At 32.1% G+C, this 19,126-nt stretch carries 14 protein-coding genes; 4 read left to right on the forward strand and 10 right to left on the reverse strand.

Going from position 1 to position 19,126, the window contains the following annotated elements:
• Position 1 precedes the first annotated feature (1 nt).
• The 3 genes from ACXGQT_RS03615 to ribB are packed head-to-tail and all read left to right on the forward strand — an operon-like array spanning position 2 to position 3,356.
• Complete coding sequence (locus ACXGQT_RS03615) at positions 2-634, forward strand: LolA family protein (RefSeq protein WP_457830041.1); 633 nt, start codon at positions 2-4, stop codon at positions 632-634.
• 12 nt (positions 635-646) lie between these two features.
• Complete coding sequence (locus tag ACXGQT_RS03620; protein WP_457830042.1) at positions 647-2,212, forward strand: LptF/LptG family permease; 1,566 nt, start codon at positions 647-649, stop codon at positions 2,210-2,212.
• Positions 2,205-3,356, forward strand: a complete 1,152-nt coding sequence (gene ribB, locus ACXGQT_RS03625; protein ID WP_457830043.1) for a 3,4-dihydroxy-2-butanone-4-phosphate synthase — start codon at positions 2,205-2,207, stop codon at positions 3,354-3,356. Before ACXGQT_RS03620 ends, ribB begins: the two co-directional genes overlap by 8 nt.
• A 36-nt stretch (positions 3,357-3,392) precedes the next feature.
• Here ribB and pepE read toward each other — a convergent pair whose 3' ends face one another.
• From pepE to ACXGQT_RS03640, 3 genes are all read right to left on the reverse strand, one after another.
• Entirely contained in the window at positions 3,393-4,091 is a 699-nt protein-coding gene (pepE, locus tag ACXGQT_RS03630; protein WP_457830044.1) for a dipeptidase PepE, read from the reverse strand.
• Positions 4,092-4,400: 309 nt separating this feature from the next.
• The gene (prfA, locus tag ACXGQT_RS03635; RefSeq protein ID WP_457830045.1) at positions 4,401-5,480 is read right to left on the reverse strand and encodes a peptide chain release factor 1; all 1,080 of its coding nucleotides are present in this window, start codon (positions 5,478-5,480) and stop codon (positions 4,401-4,403) included.
• Positions 5,481-5,629: 149 nt separating this feature from the next.
• Positions 5,630-6,064: a DUF4293 domain-containing protein gene (locus ACXGQT_RS03640; protein WP_457830046.1), complete on the reverse strand. Its 435-nt coding sequence runs from the start codon at positions 6,062-6,064 to the stop codon at positions 5,630-5,632.
• 218 nt (positions 6,065-6,282) lie between these two features.
• Here ACXGQT_RS03640 and rho point away from each other — a divergent pair, with 218 nt between their 5' ends.
• A complete protein-coding gene (gene rho, locus ACXGQT_RS03645) occupies positions 6,283-7,932 on the forward strand; it encodes a transcription termination factor Rho (RefSeq protein ID WP_457830047.1) in 1,650 nt (549 codons plus the stop codon).
• 51 nt (positions 7,933-7,983) lie between these two features.
• Here rho and ACXGQT_RS03650 read toward each other — a convergent pair whose 3' ends face one another.
• The 7 genes from ACXGQT_RS03650 to ACXGQT_RS03680 form a co-directional block, all read right to left on the reverse strand.
• On the reverse strand, positions 7,984-9,396 hold the full coding sequence (locus ACXGQT_RS03650) for a T9SS type A sorting domain-containing protein (protein WP_457830048.1): 1,413 nt from the start codon (positions 9,394-9,396) through the stop codon (positions 7,984-7,986).
• Positions 9,397-9,434: 38 nt separating this feature from the next.
• A complete protein-coding gene (locus ACXGQT_RS03655; protein ID WP_457830049.1) occupies positions 9,435-10,589 on the reverse strand; it encodes a cytochrome-c peroxidase in 1,155 nt (384 codons plus the stop codon).
• Positions 10,579-12,054 (reverse strand): hypothetical protein, encoded by a 1,476-nt coding sequence (locus tag ACXGQT_RS03660; RefSeq protein WP_457830050.1) that lies wholly within the window; start codon positions 12,052-12,054, stop codon positions 10,579-10,581. The genes ACXGQT_RS03655 and ACXGQT_RS03660 overlap by 11 nt, the downstream gene beginning before the upstream one ends.
• Positions 12,041-13,507 carry a RagB/SusD family nutrient uptake outer membrane protein gene (locus tag ACXGQT_RS03665; protein WP_457830051.1) on the reverse strand — a complete coding sequence of 489 codons (1,467 nt, stop codon included), beginning with the start codon at positions 13,505-13,507 and terminating at the stop codon, positions 12,041-12,043. Before ACXGQT_RS03665 ends, ACXGQT_RS03660 begins: the two co-directional genes overlap by 14 nt.
• An 11-nt stretch (positions 13,508-13,518) precedes the next feature.
• Positions 13,519-16,872, reverse strand: a complete 3,354-nt coding sequence (locus tag ACXGQT_RS03670) for a SusC/RagA family TonB-linked outer membrane protein (protein ID WP_457830052.1) — start codon at positions 16,870-16,872, stop codon at positions 13,519-13,521.
• A gap of 21 nt (positions 16,873-16,893) precedes the next feature.
• On the reverse strand, positions 16,894-18,009 hold the full coding sequence (locus tag ACXGQT_RS03675; protein WP_457830053.1) for a FecR family protein: 1,116 nt from the start codon (positions 18,007-18,009) through the stop codon (positions 16,894-16,896).
• Positions 18,010-18,106: 97 nt separating this feature from the next.
• A complete protein-coding gene (locus ACXGQT_RS03680) occupies positions 18,107-18,709 on the reverse strand; it encodes an RNA polymerase sigma-70 factor (RefSeq protein ID WP_457830054.1) in 603 nt (200 codons plus the stop codon).
• Positions 18,710-19,126 lie beyond the last annotated feature (417 nt).

Consider the following 19,126-nt stretch of genomic DNA (forward strand, 5'->3'; position numbering starts at 1 on the left):
GATGAAAAAAACATACATATTAGCCTTATCATTTTTGGTAACCTCTTTAGGTTTTTCGCAAAATGACACCAAAGCACAAAACATATTAGACAAAGTTTCTAGCGAATTAGAACAATACAAAAACATTAAAATTGAGTTTACTCATACCTTAGAAAACAAAGCAGTAAACATAAAACAATCTAGCAAAGGTTCTGCTGTTATTGAGGGAGATAAATATATATTACACTATTTAGACAACATCATTCTTTTTGATAAAAAAAACAATTATGTAATTTCTCCAGAAAATGAAGAAGTAAATATTACTCCTGCTAGTGATATTGATGACGAAAGTATTACCCCATCAAAGCTATTAAGTTTTTATAAAAAAGGCTATACTTACCAACTAGATAAAAAAGAAGGGGTTGTACAGTTTATCAAATTAACGCCCACAGAAAAATCAGAAGAAGTATCGCACATTCTATTAGGTATAAATACACAGAACAATCAAATTACTTCTTTAACAGAAATAGGTACAAATGGAACCAATACTAATTTTACCATTACAGACTACAAAACAAATCAGCAATTAGCACCTAATACCTTTGCTTTTAACAAAGCCAAATACGAAGGTTTAGGATATTATATTAATGAATAACCCCTCTTTTTGTTGAAAACCTTAGACAAATATTTAATCAAGAGCTTTTTAGTTCCTTTCTTAGCCTCATTTTCCATTGTAATGTTTGTATTAGTAATGCAAGCGCTTTGGTTGGTGTTTGATGATATTGCAGGAAAAGGAATAGAACTAAATATTATAGGTAAATTTCTTTGGTACATGTGCTTATTTGTTACTCCACAAGCCTTACCAATATCCGTTTTATTGTCTTCTATTATGACCATGGGGAATTTAGGGGAAAATTATGAATTTGCTGCTATTAAATCTGCTGGAATCTCTTTTTTTAGATTTCTAAGACCCTTAATTATTTGCGTAGGACTTATCTCTTTAGCTAATTTCTTTTTAATTAATTACACCTATCCATATGCTAGTTTAAAACAAAAAAATCTTTTACTAAACATAAAAAAAACACAACCAACCATGGCTTTGGTAGAAGGTAGTTTTAATGATGAAATGCCTGGGTATAGTATAAAATTTTCTAAAAAATATGGAGAAGAAAACAACTTATTAAAAGATGTTTTAATTATAGACACCCAAGGGAGTAAAGAAGATCAAAGTATTATTACAGCCGAAAAAGGTAAAATTACCACTGAAGAAGGAAGTAAATACATGACTTTAATTTTAGAAAACGGATACTTTTTTGAAGACCATACCAACAATCAAAAAAGACGTCAAGAAAGGTTAAAAATGCCATCATCTATGGCTAAGTTTAGTAAACATACCTTAAATATTGATATTTCAGATTTAACTAGTACCGATTTAGAAGAAGAAAAGTACAAACATCACTATACCATGAAAAACATGGGGCAGTTAAAAAATAGTGCTGACAGTTTAAAATACTCATATGATAAGTTTATTAATACCAAGTTTAAATCTATGCAATCTAACCTTATGGTTGATAAAATGTCCGAAGATTTATATTCCAACAAAACAGGTATTAAAAATAAAATCAATGATGGTAACAGCATCAATCTTACAACAAAAAACATCAATACATCAGAAGAAGAAGACCTATCATCCACAGAATCTAATACTATAGTAGCTGAGAGTTCTCAAAACAATAATTCCCAAAAAGAAGTATTAGATTATTTTAATGAAGGAGGACAGATAGATATTCTAGAACAAGCTTCAAGAAACATTAAAAACAAACTAGACAATGTTCAAGGATACAAAGATTATTTTAAAAGAAAACGTAAGGATTTAAACAACCACGATTACCAATTCCATTATATTTTAACCAACTCATTTTCTTGTCTCTTACTCTTTTTTGTAGGAGCTTCTCTTGGTTCAATTATTAGAAAAGGAGGTTTTGGACTCCCTATGATTATGGCTATTATTATTTATGTAGCTTATCACTTTATCAATACTTTTGGTAAAAATGTTGCCGAAGAAAGTAAAGTTAGTGCCTTTTTAGGAGGATGGTCTGGTACGTTAATTATGATTCCTTTGGCTTTAATTTTTACGATAAGTGCTTCTAGAGACATGGGATTCGTAAAATTTGATGTAATTTTAACCCCGTTTAAAAAACTATTCAACCGACTTAAAAAAAGAGATGAATAATACCGAAAATACAACCAAAATAAAGTTAGATTCAATACAAGGTGCCATTGAAGATATTAGAAATGGTAAAATGATTATTGTTGTAGACGATGAAGACAGAGAGAATGAAGGAGATTTTATTGCAGCTGCCGAAAAGGTAACTCCAGAAATGATTAATTTTATGGCTCAACACGGTCGTGGATTAATTTGTGCCCCATTAATTGAAGAACGTTGTGAAGAGTTAGGATTAGATATGATGGTAAACAACAATACCGTTTTACACAACACTCAATTCACAGTTTCTGTAGATTTAATTGGTAATGGATGTACAACCGGAATATCTGCTCACGATAGATCTAAAACCATTTATTCTTTAACTCAAAAAGAAACCAAACCGTCTGATTTAGGAAGACCTGGACATATATTTCCTTTAAAAGCTAAAGAAGGGGGAGTTTTAAGAAGAACTGGACACACAGAAGCTAGTGTTGATTTGGCTCGTTTGGCTGGTTTAAAACCTGCTGGAATTTTAGTTGAAATTTTAAACGAAGATGGTAGCATGGCACGTTTACCTCGTTTAAGAGAAGTTGCAGACAAGTTTGATTTAAAGCTAATTTCTATTGAAGACTTAGTTTCTTATCGTATGCAGCACGATTCTTTAATTAAAAAAATTGAAGATTTTGATATTGAAACCCGTTTTGGAACTTTTAGACTAAGAGCATATAACCAAACTACAAACAATCAAATACACTTAGCATTAACCAAGGGGTCTTGGGCTAAAGATGAAGAGGTTTTGTGTAAAGTAACACCTAACGCTTTTGGTAATGATATTTTAAACACACTAACCACAGGACCTGAAGATAAATTAGCTAGAATTTTTGATAAAATTAATAAAGAAGGAAAAGGAGCTGTTGTTTTCATTAATCAAGAACAACTTACCTTTAACCTTAAAAAACGTCTTATAGACCTTAAAAACACTCAAAAAGGAATTGCTTCACAAGAATCTAACAGCAATCCTATGGATGAAAAAGATTTTGGAATTGGAGCACAAATATTACATAATATTGATGTAACCAAACTAAGATTGCTAACCAACTCACCTGCCAACAAAAAACGAGTTGGAATTACAGGTTACGGACTAGAAATTACAGAGAGAATAAATTACTAAAACAAAAAAGCTGAGCAATACATTACTCAGCTTTTTTTATGCTTTTAAATTTGTATTGGGCTCAACTATTTTTTTCTCCTTTTTCTCAAACCAATAAGCCTGTATACCTCCTCTTAAAAAAATATCATCTCCTTTAACCCTTAACCAACTCCCCTCTTTAAGCCCTAACACACAAGTTTTTTCTATAGATTGAAATTCTATAATTCTAGTATCTCTTGTTTCTCCTTTATGCGTGGAATCCACATCAGGTTCTATATAATGTGCATTAAAATTAAAAGGAACAACTCCTAAAGTCTTATAACATTGTGGTAAAACTATAGGCATATCATTTGTTGTTTGCATTGTTAATCCTGTAATATTTGTTCCTGCACTGGTTCCTAAATAAGGAACTCCTCTATTTATAGCACTTTTTAAAACATTCCATAAACCAGCACTGTATAAATTAGACACTAATAAAAAAGTATTTCCTCCTCCTACAAAAATTCCTTTTGCTTTTTTAATAGCTTCTCTAGCATCATCAAATTCATGAATTCCTTTTACCTCAATTCCCAAACTACTCAAAGCCGCTTGTACGGCATCGGTATAAGTATCATAACTAACACCACCTGGTTGAGCATAGGGAATAAAAACAATTTCTTCTACATCTTTATATAACTTATCTATGGTAGGAAGTAAATATTCTAAATATCCAGCCCCATGTACACTGCCAGAACTAGCCAATACTAAGTTTTTCATTTTTCAGGTTTTTATTTAAAGATAGAAAATATACTTTAAAAAGTCTACTTAACCATAATAAACTAACCATTTATCAGCATAAAACAACCACTTAACGAAAACATAAACAAACACATTAACTTCTATACTAATTTAGCAGTATAAGCAACTTTTTCATAGCAATTCTTCTTTATGAGTTTGAGCATTTAGAAGAAAAAAATGTTTAGTTAATTTCATAGCAGAATTTCATTTATCTAAACATCGCTTATTTTTCAAACGCAAAAGCCCTTTACGAAAGTAAAGGGCTTTTAAATTTTATTAGTAATATTATTAAATATTAGCTTCTCCTAATTCTTTTAACTTTTCAGTGTTTTCTGTTAATTTCAATTCTTCAATAATTTTATGAATATCTCCATTAATAATATTACTCAAATCATACATTGTTAAACCAATTCTATGTTCTGTAACACGACCTTGTGGATAGTTATAGGTTCTAATTTTAGCAGATCTATCTCCTGAACTTACCATTGTTTTACGTTGTGCTGCATCAGCTTCTAACTTTTTAGCCAATTCTACTTCGTAAATACGAGAACGTAATACTTTCATAGCTTTGTCTTTGTTTTTATGTTGAGACTTCTGATCCTGACATTGTGCTACAATTCCTGTAGGAATATGGGTCAAACGTACTGCAGAATAAGTTGTGTTTACAGATTGTCCTCCTGGCCCAGATGAACAGAAATAATCTACACGTACATCGGCATTGTTAATTTGTACATCAAACTCTTCTGCTTCTGGCAACACCATTACTGTTGCTGCAGAAGTATGTACACGTCCTTGTGTTTCAGTTTGTGGTACACGTTGTACACGGTGAACTCCAGATTCAAACTTTAAATCTCCATATACATCTTCTCCTGTAACACTAAAAATTATTTCTTTAAAACCTCCGGAAGTACCATCAGCAATATCTTCAACTTCGCATTTCCAACCTCTAGTTGCAGCATACTTTGTATACATTCTGTATAAATCACCTGCAAAAATACTAGCTTCATCTCCACCAGTACCTGCTCTAATTTCTACAATAACATTTTTAGCATCTTCAGGATCTTTTGGAATTAACATGAATTTGATATCCTCTTCTAGCTTAGGAATTTTTTCATTAGCTTCTTCCATTTCCATTTTTGCCATTTCCACCATTTCGGCATCAGACCCATCTGCAATTATTTCTTTAGCTTCTTCAAGATTAGAAATTAAATTTTGATACTCATTTCCTTTCTCAACAACTTTACTTAAATCTTTATATTCTTTATTAAGTTTAGCATAACGTTTTTGATCCGAAATAATATCAGGTTGAATAATCAAATCTGATACTTCATCAAAACGCTGCTTCACTATTCTTAATTTATCTAACATGTTCCTTTTTTTGTAGTATGCAAAATTACAATTTAAAATTGAAATGTAGAAGGATATTTATATCAGTAAAATAGGGAAATAACATAAAAAAAATCCCAAAACATATGTCTTGGGATTTTAGTCGCACTAAATAAACTAAGATGTTAAGCTTATCGTAACCTATCTACAGATTTTACGAGATCTTCATCTTTCTTAATTGCCTTGTTTGCCATGACTAGCAAAACAACATTAACAATAGGAAAATAAATCCCAATACCTTTCTCAGAAATTTGCATTTCTCCAGGTAATTTTAGAGATAAGTACATCAATACACTTAATAAATAGAAGTTGATCAGAATGTTAATTCTATTCACCACAAATTGATTTTGTCTTTTTTTATAGCTAAATACAGCTAATAATGATAAAATTGCGGTTAAAACAAAAAACACTCCTACTGATTTTAAAAGAACTGAGTTATTTGTAAATGTGTTGATTAAGTATAACTCAACACCATCATTTAGAGTAAAAAAAGAAATAAAATTAGTCAATACACCTGTAATTATAAATACAGATAACAAATACAATGTTTGAATTCTTTGAATCATACTCTTTTAAAAATAACGATTACAAATTTACATTTTCTTTTTATTTATGAAAGACTTTGTCAGATTAAAAAAAAAACTATATTTGTCATATCTATTAAACATTTATAACAGAAATACTTACCTGTTATATTATTTTCAATTTAAAACAAACAAATTTCTCTTACTATTATAGCTATGTACCAGTTAAGAGAACTTAATATTCATTATACACATTTTAAATGTTCGAAATTTCTCAATTAAAAGCAAAAACTCTTGCCGATTTACAAGAAATTGCCAAAACAATTGGATTAAAAAAAACAAGTCAATTAAAAAAATTAGACTTGATTTACAAAATTCTTGATGAGCAAGCTGCTCACGAAGCAAACAAACAAACTAACACTTCCCAAAAAGCTGAAGAAGAAAAACCAGCTCCTGTTAAAAAAACTAGAGTCCCTAGAAAACCTAGAGTAACCGCTGAAAAACCTCAAAAACCAGTTACAAAAACTGAGGAAAAAACAGAAGTTGTTGTAGATGCTGAAGAAAACTCTAAACCTGTTGAAAAAACTCAGGAAAAGCCTCAAGACAAACCTCAAAGAGTACCTAGAAACAACAACAAAAATAATGCTGCTAAAAAATCTGAAATCAAAGATAACAACAGCAATCAAAACCAACCCCAAAACAATAATCCTAACCCACCTAGAAACAACAAAAACAACAATCCTAGAAATAATAAAAACAACAAAGGTAAAAGTCTAAAAGACCCTAACTATGAGTTTGATGGAATTATTGAAAGTGAAGGAGTATTAGAAATGATGCCTGACGGTTATGGTTTTTTAAGATCATCAGACTACAACTATCTTTCTTCACCAGATGATATTTATGTTTCTCAGTCTCAAATAAAATTATTTGGTTTAAAAACAGGAGACACTGTTAAAGGAAATGTAAGACCTCCAAAAGAAGGTGAAAAATATTTTCCATTAATTAGAGTCTCTAAAATTAACGGATTATCTCCTAAAGAGGTAAGAGATCGTGTTTCTTTTGAACACCTTACTCCTCTTTTCCCAGAAGAAAAATTCAATTTATCTGGGGGTAGAAGTTCATTATCTACAAGAATTATAGACTTGTTTGCTCCTATTGGTAAAGGACAACGTGGTATGATTGTAGCACAACCAAAAACAGGTAAAACAATGTTATTAAAAGACATTGCCAATGCTATTGCCACCAATCACCCAGAAGTATATCAATTAGTTTTATTAATAGACGAAAGACCAGAAGAGGTTACAGACATGCAACGTAGTGTTCGTGGTGAAGTAGTTGCTTCTACTTTTGACGAACCTGCAGACAAACATGTTAAAGTAGCCAATATTGTGTTAGAAAAAGCAAAACGTTTGGTAGAATGTGGTCATGATGTAGTAATACTTTTAGACTCTATTACTCGTTTGGCTAGAGCTTATAACACTGTTGCTCCTGCATCTGGTAAAATATTATCTGGAGGTATTGATGCCAATGCTTTACACAAACCAAAACGTTTTTTTGGTGCTGCTCGTAATATTGAAGGTGGTGGTTCTTTAAGTATTATTGCTACTGCTCTTACAGAAACTGGTTCTAAAATGGATGAAGTTATTTTTGAAGAGTTTAAAGGTACTGGAAACATGGAACTTCAATTAGAAAGAAATATTGCTAACAGACGTATTTATCCTGCTATTGACTTAATAAAATCTAGTACTCGTAGAGATGATTTATTATTAGATGAAAAAACAGTACAACGAATGTGGGTGTTAAGAAAATACTTGGCAGACATGAATCCTGTTGAAGCCATGGAATTTATTAAAGATCGAATTAAATCTTCTAGAAACAATGAAGAATTTTTAATATCAATGAATGGATAATATTCTAAAAAACAAGCCCCTTACTACTCAGTAAGGGGCTTGTTTTTTTATTTAATTTTTAATCACTAGTTTTTTACTTGCAAGTCCTTTACTTGTTTTAAAACTTATAATATACACTCCCGAAGAAAGATTTAAATCTATTTTTTCTGATACAACAAATCCTTTTTTTACTACACTTCCTGTTATATTCACTATAGAATATTCATCACCTATAAGTTCTGATGGTACAACAATATATTCTTGCGCAGGATTTGGATATATTTTTATACTTTTTGAAAGCACACTTGATGTTGATAAACTTTCGGGATCAAAACGATACAATTCATTCCCTGTGGCTCCATTATCTCCTTCAAAATAAATAATTCCGTTCATTTCTACTAAATCATCAACATCTTTAATAGCTGTATCCATTTGCTGAACTGTCGTTCCATTGGTTCTAAATAAATGCTTATCAGTATCATTTGCATCTTTTCCACTGTAATATAAATACCCATCGTAAACCACATAATCAGAAGGATCATGATCACTATTTTCTCCTGCAACATTACTCAATTTGGTAAGCACATTAGTTTCTTTAGTATAACTCCACAACTGATCTCCTGCTCCATCATCTCCTTCAAAAAACAAAGTTCCATTCCAACCATAAAAATTATTTACTCCTGTTACACTCAAAGCTACTTCAAGTGATTGAGTTCCTTCAGTAGTTCCATCCGTCATCCACAAAGCATTATCTGCTTCAAAAAACAAGGTGTTAGCTACTACTGTAAAGTTACTAATGCTAGAATCTCCTGTTCCCGCATCTACATCTTTTATCAAACTAAAAACTCCAGTTTCAGGATCGTAAACATACAACTCTCTTCCAACTGTAGGTTCATCTTCAGAATAATCCATATATAAGTATAACTTATTATTAAAAGCAACAATATTGGCTCCAACAACATTTTCTATTCCCGTTCCTGCATTGGTTACAGCGCTAGCTGTAGTTCCGTTAAACTCGTATAGCTTATTACCATCTACAGTATTCACATAATATATCTTGTTATTTAATTCTACTTGATTAAAAATAAAAGGTCCTCCTGTTGCATTTGTTCCTTCCTCGGTTCCATCTGTAGAAAACAAAACGTTTCCACCTCCTGAATTTGCAGAAAAATATAACATATCGTTATAGCTAAAGAAAAAATTAGGAGAAGAATTGCTGCTACCAATTCTAAGATCTTTTACCAAAACAGTTCCACTTTCAGTACCGTCAGATTTCCATAATTCTTTTCCTAAATCTTCACCATTTGGACTGTTAGATCCACTTGAATCGTCTGCAGCAAAATAAATATGGTTCTGATACACAAATAAATTTGCTGGACTAGAACTTGATGTTCCACTATTATTAATTTCTTTTACTTGTACCACTTGGGCATTAAGGCTAAAAGCCGTTGCTATGGTTAAAAAACTAAGTATTGTTTTTTTCATAATTACAGGTTTTAAATATTTATAAATTTTTGTTGATATTAATTTGGTAACTCCGGCAACAAGGTTCTTCCCTTACTAGATTTTAAGGTTTCCATAAAGGCAATTACCGCGTTGATTTCTGTTTTGTTTAAATGTAATTTTTGATGGATTGGAGATGTAGTAGGAATTAAAGAATCTCTTCCTATGCCCAGATACTTTTTTTGAATAGGGGCTGGATTTCCCAAATTATAAAACTCCACCACATCTAAAAGCGAAGGAAAATGTCCATGATGCATCCAAGGTCCTGTTCTAGACACTTCTCTAAGTGTTGGAGTTCTCATTTTCCCCAAGTCTTCCATTTGCTGAGTTACATGATACCTTCCAAAATCTTCGTTCTTTGTTCCAAACAATGTTTGTCCATCGTTGTGGTACTGGTTATCACTAAAATAAGGTGTGTTATGACAATTAATACATCTTGCTTTGGTTCTAAACAAATGAAGTCCTAACACCTCTTCATCGGTATACTGATTGGCATCTCCCAACACAAATTTGTCAAACTTGCTTTTGTAACTATTCACCGTTCTTTCAAAAGTAGCCACGGCATACTGAATTCTTTGTTGTGTAACCAACGTATCTCCAAATGCTTTTTTAAAATAAGGTTGATATCCTTTGATACTTTGAATTGTATTTACTGCTAAATGAATATCCTGATTCATTTCCAAAGGATCTTGAATAGGAAAACGTACCTGATCTTCTAAACTAATTGCCCTACCATCCCAAAACAATTCTTTTGCATGGGCTGTGTTTAAAATAGTCATAGCATTTCTTTTTCCCGTTTGTCTGTTATGTCCAAATGAACGAGTAGAATTATCAGTCCATGCCAACTCTGGGTTATGACAAGATGCACAAGCAATTTGTCCACTAACCGACAATCGTGGATCAAAAAACAACATTTTTCCCAACTTAGCTTTGTCTGCAGAATAGGGATTGTAACTAGGATGTGTTACCTTGGGCAACGCTCCAATATCTTTAAACAACAATGTATCTACGGATGAATGTAAATGTGGTTTAGGCCACAAAGCAGTATTTCCGCTAGCATATACTTTTCTTAAATACACAATATCAGCAGTAGCTGTTCCATTCTTTTTTATCCAAGAACCAAATAAAACAAACACAACTGCTATTAAAATTATTTTATAGTTTTTATAAATCATAAGTGGCATGACAATTATTGGTGGTTAAATCTTCGGGGTCTTGGTAATTTGAAGTGTTGTATATTTTGTAAACAGAAGTTACAGTCCCTCCAAAAAGTTCTTGATTGGTAGCGTTTAACTCAAAATCTAACTGAAAAACATCTTCACTAATTTCTTCATAGGTTCCCTCTCCAGAAATTGCAATATTGTAACTCTTACCTGCACTTGTTCCTATGGTGATGTTTTGAGGAATCACCAATACTTTTCCACTTTTGGCATTGGTTCCCTCTGTAGGAAAAAACTCTAATGCTTCTTGAATATTAAATCCTGGAGAATATTGAGCAGAACCAGACTCACCAGTAAACCATCTTTTTAAATTAAATGAATTGGTAGTAGCTGTTGCCGATGTTGTAGTGTTAAACCCAATTCTAAACGCATGATGGTAAATATCATCCGAAGGATCATCAGTTCCTAAATCATCATACAACACAGCATTTTCATCGTCTGCATCTACAACTACAGGATAAGTAAACGCAAAAAACGATTGCCAACTACACACACCATCATTATTGCTATCCATCCAATTTTCTCCATAAGTTCTATGAAAAGGATCGGACAAATTATAAAAGTTTGCTGCCGTATTTAACAAAACATCTCTGTCTGTTTTGGTAGGTTTTATAATTTCTAGAATGGTATTTCCACTGGTAGCATATAAATCAGTACTTTGTAACCCAACCGTACTTTTGTAATACACTTCATCGTTATCTATAGCCTCATTTAGTGTTAACTGATAAGTAATGGATTTTTTAAACGGATTTTCTGATATTTTTTCCAAACGATAATCAAATCCTTTTAACTCGGTAAACATTTGTAATTCATCAATTTCATCAGTTACAAAACCATTAGGAAACTGTACATCAAACTGCACTTGCTCTCCTTGTTGTCCTTGAATTTCTATTCTATTTTGAGCCAATGCATAAGTGGTATTTACACTTTCTAGAGTCAGACTAAATTCATCATTTTTATAAGCATCGTTTAAAGCACCAATCTGAATCGTTTCATCAGAAACTGCAGTTAATTTTATAGAAATATCTTGTGGTGTTTCCCAACGCTGATTAAAATTTACATACAGCGTGTCCACCAACTTATCAGCCTGAAAAGTCAACTGATTTTCAGGAGTCATTGTCACTAAATTCAACTCATTTTCTGTATAAACCTCATAAGAAACCGTTACTTTTTCTTTTAATTGATTCGCAGACAAAGCCACAGGAATTTTTAGCGTTACAAGACTCTGATGTGTATGGGATGATTGAGCAATTAACCCACTACTTACCTGAGGATACTCCAAAGGTTGATTGTTAGAACTCACTAAAAAATGAAATCTTACATGAGGGTCTACCATAGTAGTTTCAACTTCTTCTTTTGAACAAGCCATTAACAACACAGCAAATAGCAAGTAAAAACATTGGATATTAATACGATTCATTTTGTTCTATATTTGAATTAATATTGATACTAGATTGGGGAATTGGCAACACTAATTTTGGTGATGGATAGCTTAAAGAACAAACATTGGAAATACACCCTTGATTTCGTTCTACATTTTGATGGGTTCTAGCGATATCAAAAAACAAATGCCCTTCAAAACAGAATTCTTTTCTTTTTTCTAACGAAAGCTCCGTTAGCAAATCAGTTGAAGTTGTTATTATAGCTGCTCCCGCTCTTTCTTTAATGGTATTTATGTCTTGCAAAGCCACAGTTTCATTGTTTAAATAAATCGCTGCTTCTGCTCTAATAAAATACAACTCGCTTAATCTAAATGCGGTATAGCCAGCATTGTCTTGATATTTTTTGGTAAAGTAATAGGTTTCATCAACCAACTCATCATTGTAAAGAGTGGCTAGTTGATTGGAGATGAACAATTCTTTTCTCACATCGTTTTCTTCAAAAAGAGTGACTAAATCTAAAGAAGCTACATATTTTCCATAATTGGTAGCCGAACTAATTCCGTAATGAGCAGACATTGAAGCCCCCACATTTCCTTCAGCATCTCTAGGAACTGAAAACTCCAATAAAACCTCGTTGATAGGAGCATCTGTGTTTTCCCATTCTTCAACATAAGTCGCTGAAGAGCTCAATGTAAGTCCACTATTCTCTATAACATCGTTGGCCAACTCATAGGCTTGCTCCCAATTGTTTTGAGCTAAATAAATTCTAGCCAACAATGCTTTAGCACTATAACTGTTGAAGTAAGAATAATCGGGTCCTTCCAACAAAGTATTTTCTTGCTGATACAAGCTTATCGCATCATTTAAATCACTAATTAAAAAATCATAACAATCTTTAACCGTTGCTCTTTCAGCATATGAGATTCCAGAATTTAATGTTAACGTTTGGTACACCACTCCTAAATGACTAGCATCGGTAGTATAAGTATAATTTTGAGCGTACATCTGTAACAATAAAAAATGAACATACCCTCTAATAGTTTTGCATTGTGCTTGTATTGCTGCTTGATCTTGCTCGCTAGTATTTGGCAACAAAGGCACAAATTCCAGAATAAGATTCACCTGATTGATAACACTATAAGCACTGCTATAAAACGAACTTAAATGACTACTCAATGCAAGATCTTGAAACGCATAGACATTTTCTACATTGCTTGAAACAGAAATTTGACCTTTATTGGTTCCTGAAGCCGTAGGAGAAAAAGACAAATTCCCCCCTTGCAAATCGGCATACACTGTAAAAGCCTCACTTCTCAATAAATTTTCTAAAGATGTATAAGTACCGTACAAAGCTGTTACAACACCTTCTTTGGTTGCTAATTGCTCGTTTACAGAACTTCTATTTCCTGTTTCCTGTTCCAAAAAATCACTACAGCCTGTAAGACCAAAACTCATTAAAACAGTAATTATATAGATGCTATATTTCTTCATATTTTTCTTTTTTAAAATCCAACACTTACTCCTACCGTAAAGGTTCTTGATTGCGGATACGTAAACATAAATTCTCTAATCCCATTTCTTCCTTCTGGGCTTTTTTCTAAATACCAATAACCTACATTAGAGACGTTTACATAGGCTGACAATCTTTTTATAAAAGGAAGTGTGTTTGTGTTAAAATTGTATTTAATATTGATGTTGTTGATTTTTATATAACTGGCATCGTATAAATATTTGGTAAGATTAGACAACGGAGGATTGTTGCTGGTAACCACTGGCTGCAGCACAACATCGCCTTGTTGTCTCCAATAATCGTAAGCGTTTACCGATAAGTTTCTGTTAGATGTAATATTGTATTTAGAAATTAACTCATCTTGCACCATCGCATCACCTCCAAACTGATAAGAACCTCTTACCGAAACATCTAATTTGTTAAAGAAGGTAAACGTATTGTTAAATCCTCCATAGGCTTTTGCCTGACTGTTTCCTATGGGTTCCCAGTCAGCTTCTGAAAACAATCTATTGTAAGTAACGGCATCGTATACTTGTCCGTCTTTTTCTAACAAATCTCTCCCCGTAGCAGGATCTATCCCTACCCATTTTATTCCCCAAATAGCTGTAGTGCTGTATCCTACTTTTTGTGCCAACGCTCGTTCAGAAGTAGAATATTCGCTTCCCAAACCAGTTAATTTTGTCACCTTGTTTTTTACTGTAGAAACATTAAAAGAGGTCGTCCATTTAAAATCTTTTTGTTTGATCCATTTCATCAAAGCAGACAATTCCCAACCTCTATTGTACATATCCGAAGCATTTAATTGCATGCTACTATACCCGAGTTCTGATGGAATATTTCTGCTAGTTATTAAGTCTGAAATAGCATCGTAATAATATTCTACTGAAAGATTTAATCGTTGGAAAACATTGATATCAATTCCCGCATTAAACTTGGTATTTTTTTCCCACCCTAATGCAATGTTTGGAGCAGTAGAAGTGGTAGCTCCTGTATTTCCATTGTACCCGTTTTGAGAGCTATTGTACAATCCTTTAGATCGGTACGATCCTATTCTAGAATTTCCCGTAGTTCCATAACTCACTTTTAGTTTTAACAAATCAAGCCAATATACCTGAGTTAAAAAATCTTCGTTAGACAACATCCAGCTAGCACCAGCTCCACCGTTATAAGCCACACTGGTATCTGTTCCAAAAACAGAACTTTCATCTCTACGCAGGTTTGCTAAAAAAAAGTATCGTTTGTTAAAGTTGTAATTAAACTGAGAAAAAATAGAGATTCTAGAATTGTTGTTAATATCCGATCGGTAAGATTGATTGTTGGTAGATTCATCAACAACAGTATCAGGATTGTCATCTCTAATAGCATTTGCAACACTATTTACTTGCTCGTAATTCACAAATCCTAATCCACTCTGATAAGCTAAATTAGCCTCATCTGCTGCCAACTCAATTCCCAATATACTGTTAAAATAATGTTGGTTGTTGATGTTTTTTTGATGACTTAATTGAGCATGCCAATTCCACTTATGATTGCTTCTTTCATTAATTACTCTCCTTCCCCAATTAGGATAAGTCACTCCATTTAAAGTAAAAGAACCACTACTTCTTCCACTTTCATTGGCTCCAGAAAAATATCGATCTTGTTCTTTATCAGATGCTGAAATACCAAACAAGGTTGAAACACTAAAATCATCTGACAACTGATAATTTAGATTTAAACTCCCTAACAATGCATAGGTTTTGGTAACATTTTTATTTTGAGCGATTGCAGCTAAAGGATTGGCCATCCCCGTAACTCCTATTTCTGAAAACGCTCCATCTTCTGTGTAAGGATTGATGGTAGGAACAAAAGCAAAACTGTAATAAATATTAGGATTTGTTTTTTGCAAGTAACTTGGCTGTAATGATAAACTGGCTGAAAACTTTTTAAATTCATATCCTAAATTAACACTGGTATTTAGCTGTTCTGTTTCGTTTCCTTTTTGAGCCTCATCTATTTTAGAATACCCTACATTAACTCTGTATGATATTTTTTTATTAGCTCCTGAAACTCCAAAATTTGTTCTATTAAAAAAACCTTGTTCGTTTAACACCTCAAACCAATCGGTATCCACACCATTATACGTTGTTGGTGTATAATTGATCGTGGTATTTTTTAAATACTCATTTCTAAGTTCATGGTATTGCTCTCCATTTAAATATTTAATTTTATTGATTGCCGAAGAAACTCCCAATTGCGTAGAAAAGTTAAATTTTAGCTTCCCTCTTTTTCCCTTTTTAGTGGTAATTAAAATAACTCCATTGGCACCATCGGCACCGTAAAGACTTGTGGCTGCAGCATCTTTTAACACGGTAAAACTCTCAATACTTTCGGGAGACAATTGGGTTAAAGGATTTAATAAATCTTCGGTAAAACGTCCACTTCCATCAAAAGACTCACTATCTATAGCCGCTTCTTCAGCCAAAATAACACCATCAATAATAATTAAAGGCTGTGTAGATGTTCCTAAAACGGCATTGTTTAAAGGTGTTAAACTTCCCTGACCTCTCACATGTATTTTTACAGGAGTTCCTACTCCCGTGGTATTTTCTATCAACACTCCTGCAATCTGACCTTCAAGCATTTTATCAACACTTTCTAATGTTTGCTCAACTTGAATATCCTCACTCGTTAAAGTAGCTACACTCCCCACCAACTCTTCTTTTATCTTTTTGGTTCCATAAGAAGAGGTTAACACGATCTCTTCTAAATAATCGGTTTCAGATTCCAAAAACACTTCAAAAAAAGATTGATTCCCTACAACTATTTCTTGATTTTGCATCCCTAACAAATAGAAAGTCAGTACTTTATTTTTTATATTAGTTCCTTTTATTAAGTACAGAAATTCTCCTTTTTCATTGGTAATAGCTCCTTGCCTAGTTCCTTTAACCAACACCATAACTCCCATTAAGGGTTCTTTGGTTTTAGCATTGAGCACCCTTCCTCTTATTGTTCTTTGTTCTTGTTTAACAGAAGCTGATGTTTTTCTAATCTGTTTTGTTAGTAATATCTGTTCTTTTCTGATAGCATATTCGATATCAGAATTCATAAACAACGTCGATAAAATCAAATCTAAATTGCTAGTTTCTATTGCAATGGTGGCTTTGGTTTTGAGGTCTATTTTCTGAGCATTAAATAAAAACCTATACGATGTTTGTTCTTCTATGCTTTCTAAAACTTGGTGTAATGGACTGTCTTTATAATCTAACGTCAACTTTTTTTCTTGTGAAAACACGGATAGACTGATGATAAAACACCCTAGTACCATTGCTTTTTTAGCAATGATGTATAACTTAAAAAATTTCATAAAGTTTGGGGTTAAGTAATATTATGGTTGGGTAATTTCTATGGTACTACCTGTAATGTTATACTGAAAAGGAGTATCTATTTTAAACAACTCAAACAGTTCTTTAACATCTCCATTTTTTACTTTTACAACTCCCGAAAATGCTTGATTTCCTAAAACAGCATAATGATTGTTGATATTTACATTAAAAGATCTTTCTAGTTTTTTTACAATTTGTGGAAAAGGAGTATTGTTAAAAATTAACTCCCCATGCATCCATGAAGTATACTCTGAAACAGCAACTGTTGATTTTTGAACATCATTAGAACCTTTATTCACCAAGGCTTGTTCTCCTGGAGTCAACACCACAGATTTTTTTGATGGATTGGAAAAAAGAACTTCTCCTTCTAACAATTCACAATGAACCGTTTCATCTTCTTGATAAGCACTAAAATTAAATTGAGTTCCCAACACTTGCACCAAAGCATCTTGTGTTTTTACCATAAACGGATGTGCTTCATCTTTTGCAACATTAAAAAAAGCTTCTCCTTTTAAATAAACCTCTCTTGTTCCTTCTGTACCAAAATGTTCTGGAAATTTTAATGAACTCCCTGCGTTTAAAAACACCGTAGTTCCATCGGACAAAACAACTTTAAACGTTTTTCCATAAGGTACTTTTAAGGTGTGTATAGGAATGTGATTGCTTAGTTTTTTATCTTGATTTTGATACGATAGTTCTTGCTCATTTTGTTTTGCCAACAAGGTTCCTACTCTATTTGTTAACCAACCTTTATGTGTTTCTTTAAGCTCTTGTGTTTCTTCTCCTTCAATTTCTAACTGCACATACTCTGGAGCTTCAACAACTTTAGTTCTATTAAAATACCAAGCCATAGAAACAGCCATACTCACTACCAAAACCGCAGCGTATTTATAAAATTGAAAACTAGATTTTTGAGGTTTGTATTGAATTTGCTTTTGAACTTGTTGAAAAGCTTTATGAGAATCAACAGAAGCTTCTGCTGTTAATAACGTTGATTTTTTTAACAACAAAAACTGTTGTTTGTTTTCCTCTGAAGCATCTATCCATTTAAAAACTTGTGCTACTTCTTTTTCTGTAGCATTGTTTTGTAAATACTTATACAATAATTTAACATCCATTTTTAACAAAATAAGTTCACTAGACAACCGAAATTAGTCGCCTGTATAATAAGTACCCCTATCTGTTAAAAAACCCTATTTAAAATTAGTCTTTTTATTAACTATTAAACATAAATACTAGTAAAACCGTAGGTAAATAAGATGACAAACTAAGTTTTAAATACTTTAAAGCTTTGGTAATGTGTGCCTCAACAGTTTTTATACTTACTCCCAACTCTTCTGCTATTTCCTTATTCATTTTATCTTGAAAGCGTTTTTTTTCAAAAATTATTTTGGTTTGTATTGGCAAATCATCAATAGCTTGTTGAATCAACTCTTTTAGTTCAACCAAATCAAAAGCATCGAACTCCATGGACCTTAATACTTCATAATTTAATTGTTGTTCTTTTGCATTTAAAGAATCGTCAACATATCGTTTTTTTACTTTGTGGTGTCTTATACTGTTTAAACATTTAGATTTTGCATAGGTATAAAGGAAAGATTCAATCCCTGTACATTTTTCAATCTTAGCTCTATTTGTCCAAAGATTCACAAAAGCCTCTTGAGTAATATGTTCCGCTTCTTGCTCTTCATTTAAAATATTGATTGAAAAACCAAGTATATGATTGTAATACTTATGAAAGAAATACTCAAAAGCCTTTTCACTTCCAGTTACAAAGTTCTCAAAATGGAAAATATCGTTTGGAGTATTTTTACTCATATTTGAACATTTAGGGTATGCAAAGATAATTATTTAGAATAAAAACAAATAAGACTATCGTGTTTATTTAAATAATATTGAAAACTGATACTAAAAGATTATACATAATCAATAATACATCTACATTATTAAAACACAACTGATTAATCACAATAAAAAAACCAACAAATAAAATGTTTTTACATGATAATAGTCCAAGTATAATACATATTAATTCTAAATAAGCTAAACATCTACAATACAATATTTTACACAAAACTTATTTAAAACATTAATAATGAGATATTTTGTACTCAAAAAAATATACCCTTTAATTTTATCATATTATCAACAAAAGACAAACAAAACAATCATATACTCAACAAAACACTTCTATTGAACAAACAAAGTTACGTAACCACTTGTATAGTTTGTAAT

Source organism: Wenyingzhuangia sp. IMCC45467 (assembly GCF_054111205.1).

What these genes read in the sequence shown, in the direction of transcription:
- ACXGQT_RS03670 (WP_457830052.1), bottom strand. Translation starts at nt 16,872, where the DNA reads ATGAAATTTTTTAAGTTATACATCATTGCTAAAAAAGCAATGGTACTA.
- ACXGQT_RS03660 (WP_457830050.1), bottom strand. Translation starts at nt 12,054, where the DNA reads ATGAATCGTATTAATATCCAATGTTTTTACTTGCTATTTGCTGTGTTG.
- ACXGQT_RS03655 (WP_457830049.1), bottom strand. Translation starts at nt 10,589, where the DNA reads ATGATTTATAAAAACTATAAAATAATTTTAATAGCAGTTGTGTTTGTT.
- ACXGQT_RS03650 (WP_457830048.1), bottom strand. Translation starts at nt 9,396, where the DNA reads ATGAAAAAAACAATACTTAGTTTTTTAACCATAGCAACGGCTTTTAGC.
- ACXGQT_RS03675 (WP_457830053.1), bottom strand. Translation starts at nt 18,009, where the DNA reads ATGGATGTTAAATTATTGTATAAGTATTTACAAAACAATGCTACAGAA.
- prfA (WP_457830045.1), bottom strand. Translation starts at nt 5,480, where the DNA reads ATGTTAGATAAATTAAGAATAGTGAAGCAGCGTTTTGATGAAGTATCA.
- ACXGQT_RS03680 (WP_457830054.1), bottom strand. Translation starts at nt 18,709, where the DNA reads ATGAGTAAAAATACTCCAAACGATATTTTCCATTTTGAGAACTTTGTA.
- ACXGQT_RS03640 (WP_457830046.1), bottom strand. Translation starts at nt 6,064, where the DNA reads ATGATTCAAAGAATTCAAACATTGTATTTGTTATCTGTATTTATAATT.
- ACXGQT_RS03615 (WP_457830041.1), top strand. Translation starts at nt 2, where the DNA reads ATGAAAAAAACATACATATTAGCCTTATCATTTTTGGTAACCTCTTTA.
- rho (WP_457830047.1), top strand. Translation starts at nt 6,283, where the DNA reads ATGTTCGAAATTTCTCAATTAAAAGCAAAAACTCTTGCCGATTTACAA.
- ACXGQT_RS03665 (WP_457830051.1), bottom strand. Translation starts at nt 13,507, where the DNA reads ATGAAGAAATATAGCATCTATATAATTACTGTTTTAATGAGTTTTGGT.
- pepE (WP_457830044.1), bottom strand. Translation starts at nt 4,091, where the DNA reads ATGAAAAACTTAGTATTGGCTAGTTCTGGCAGTGTACATGGGGCTGGA.
- ribB (WP_457830043.1), top strand. Translation starts at nt 2,205, where the DNA reads ATGAATAATACCGAAAATACAACCAAAATAAAGTTAGATTCAATACAA.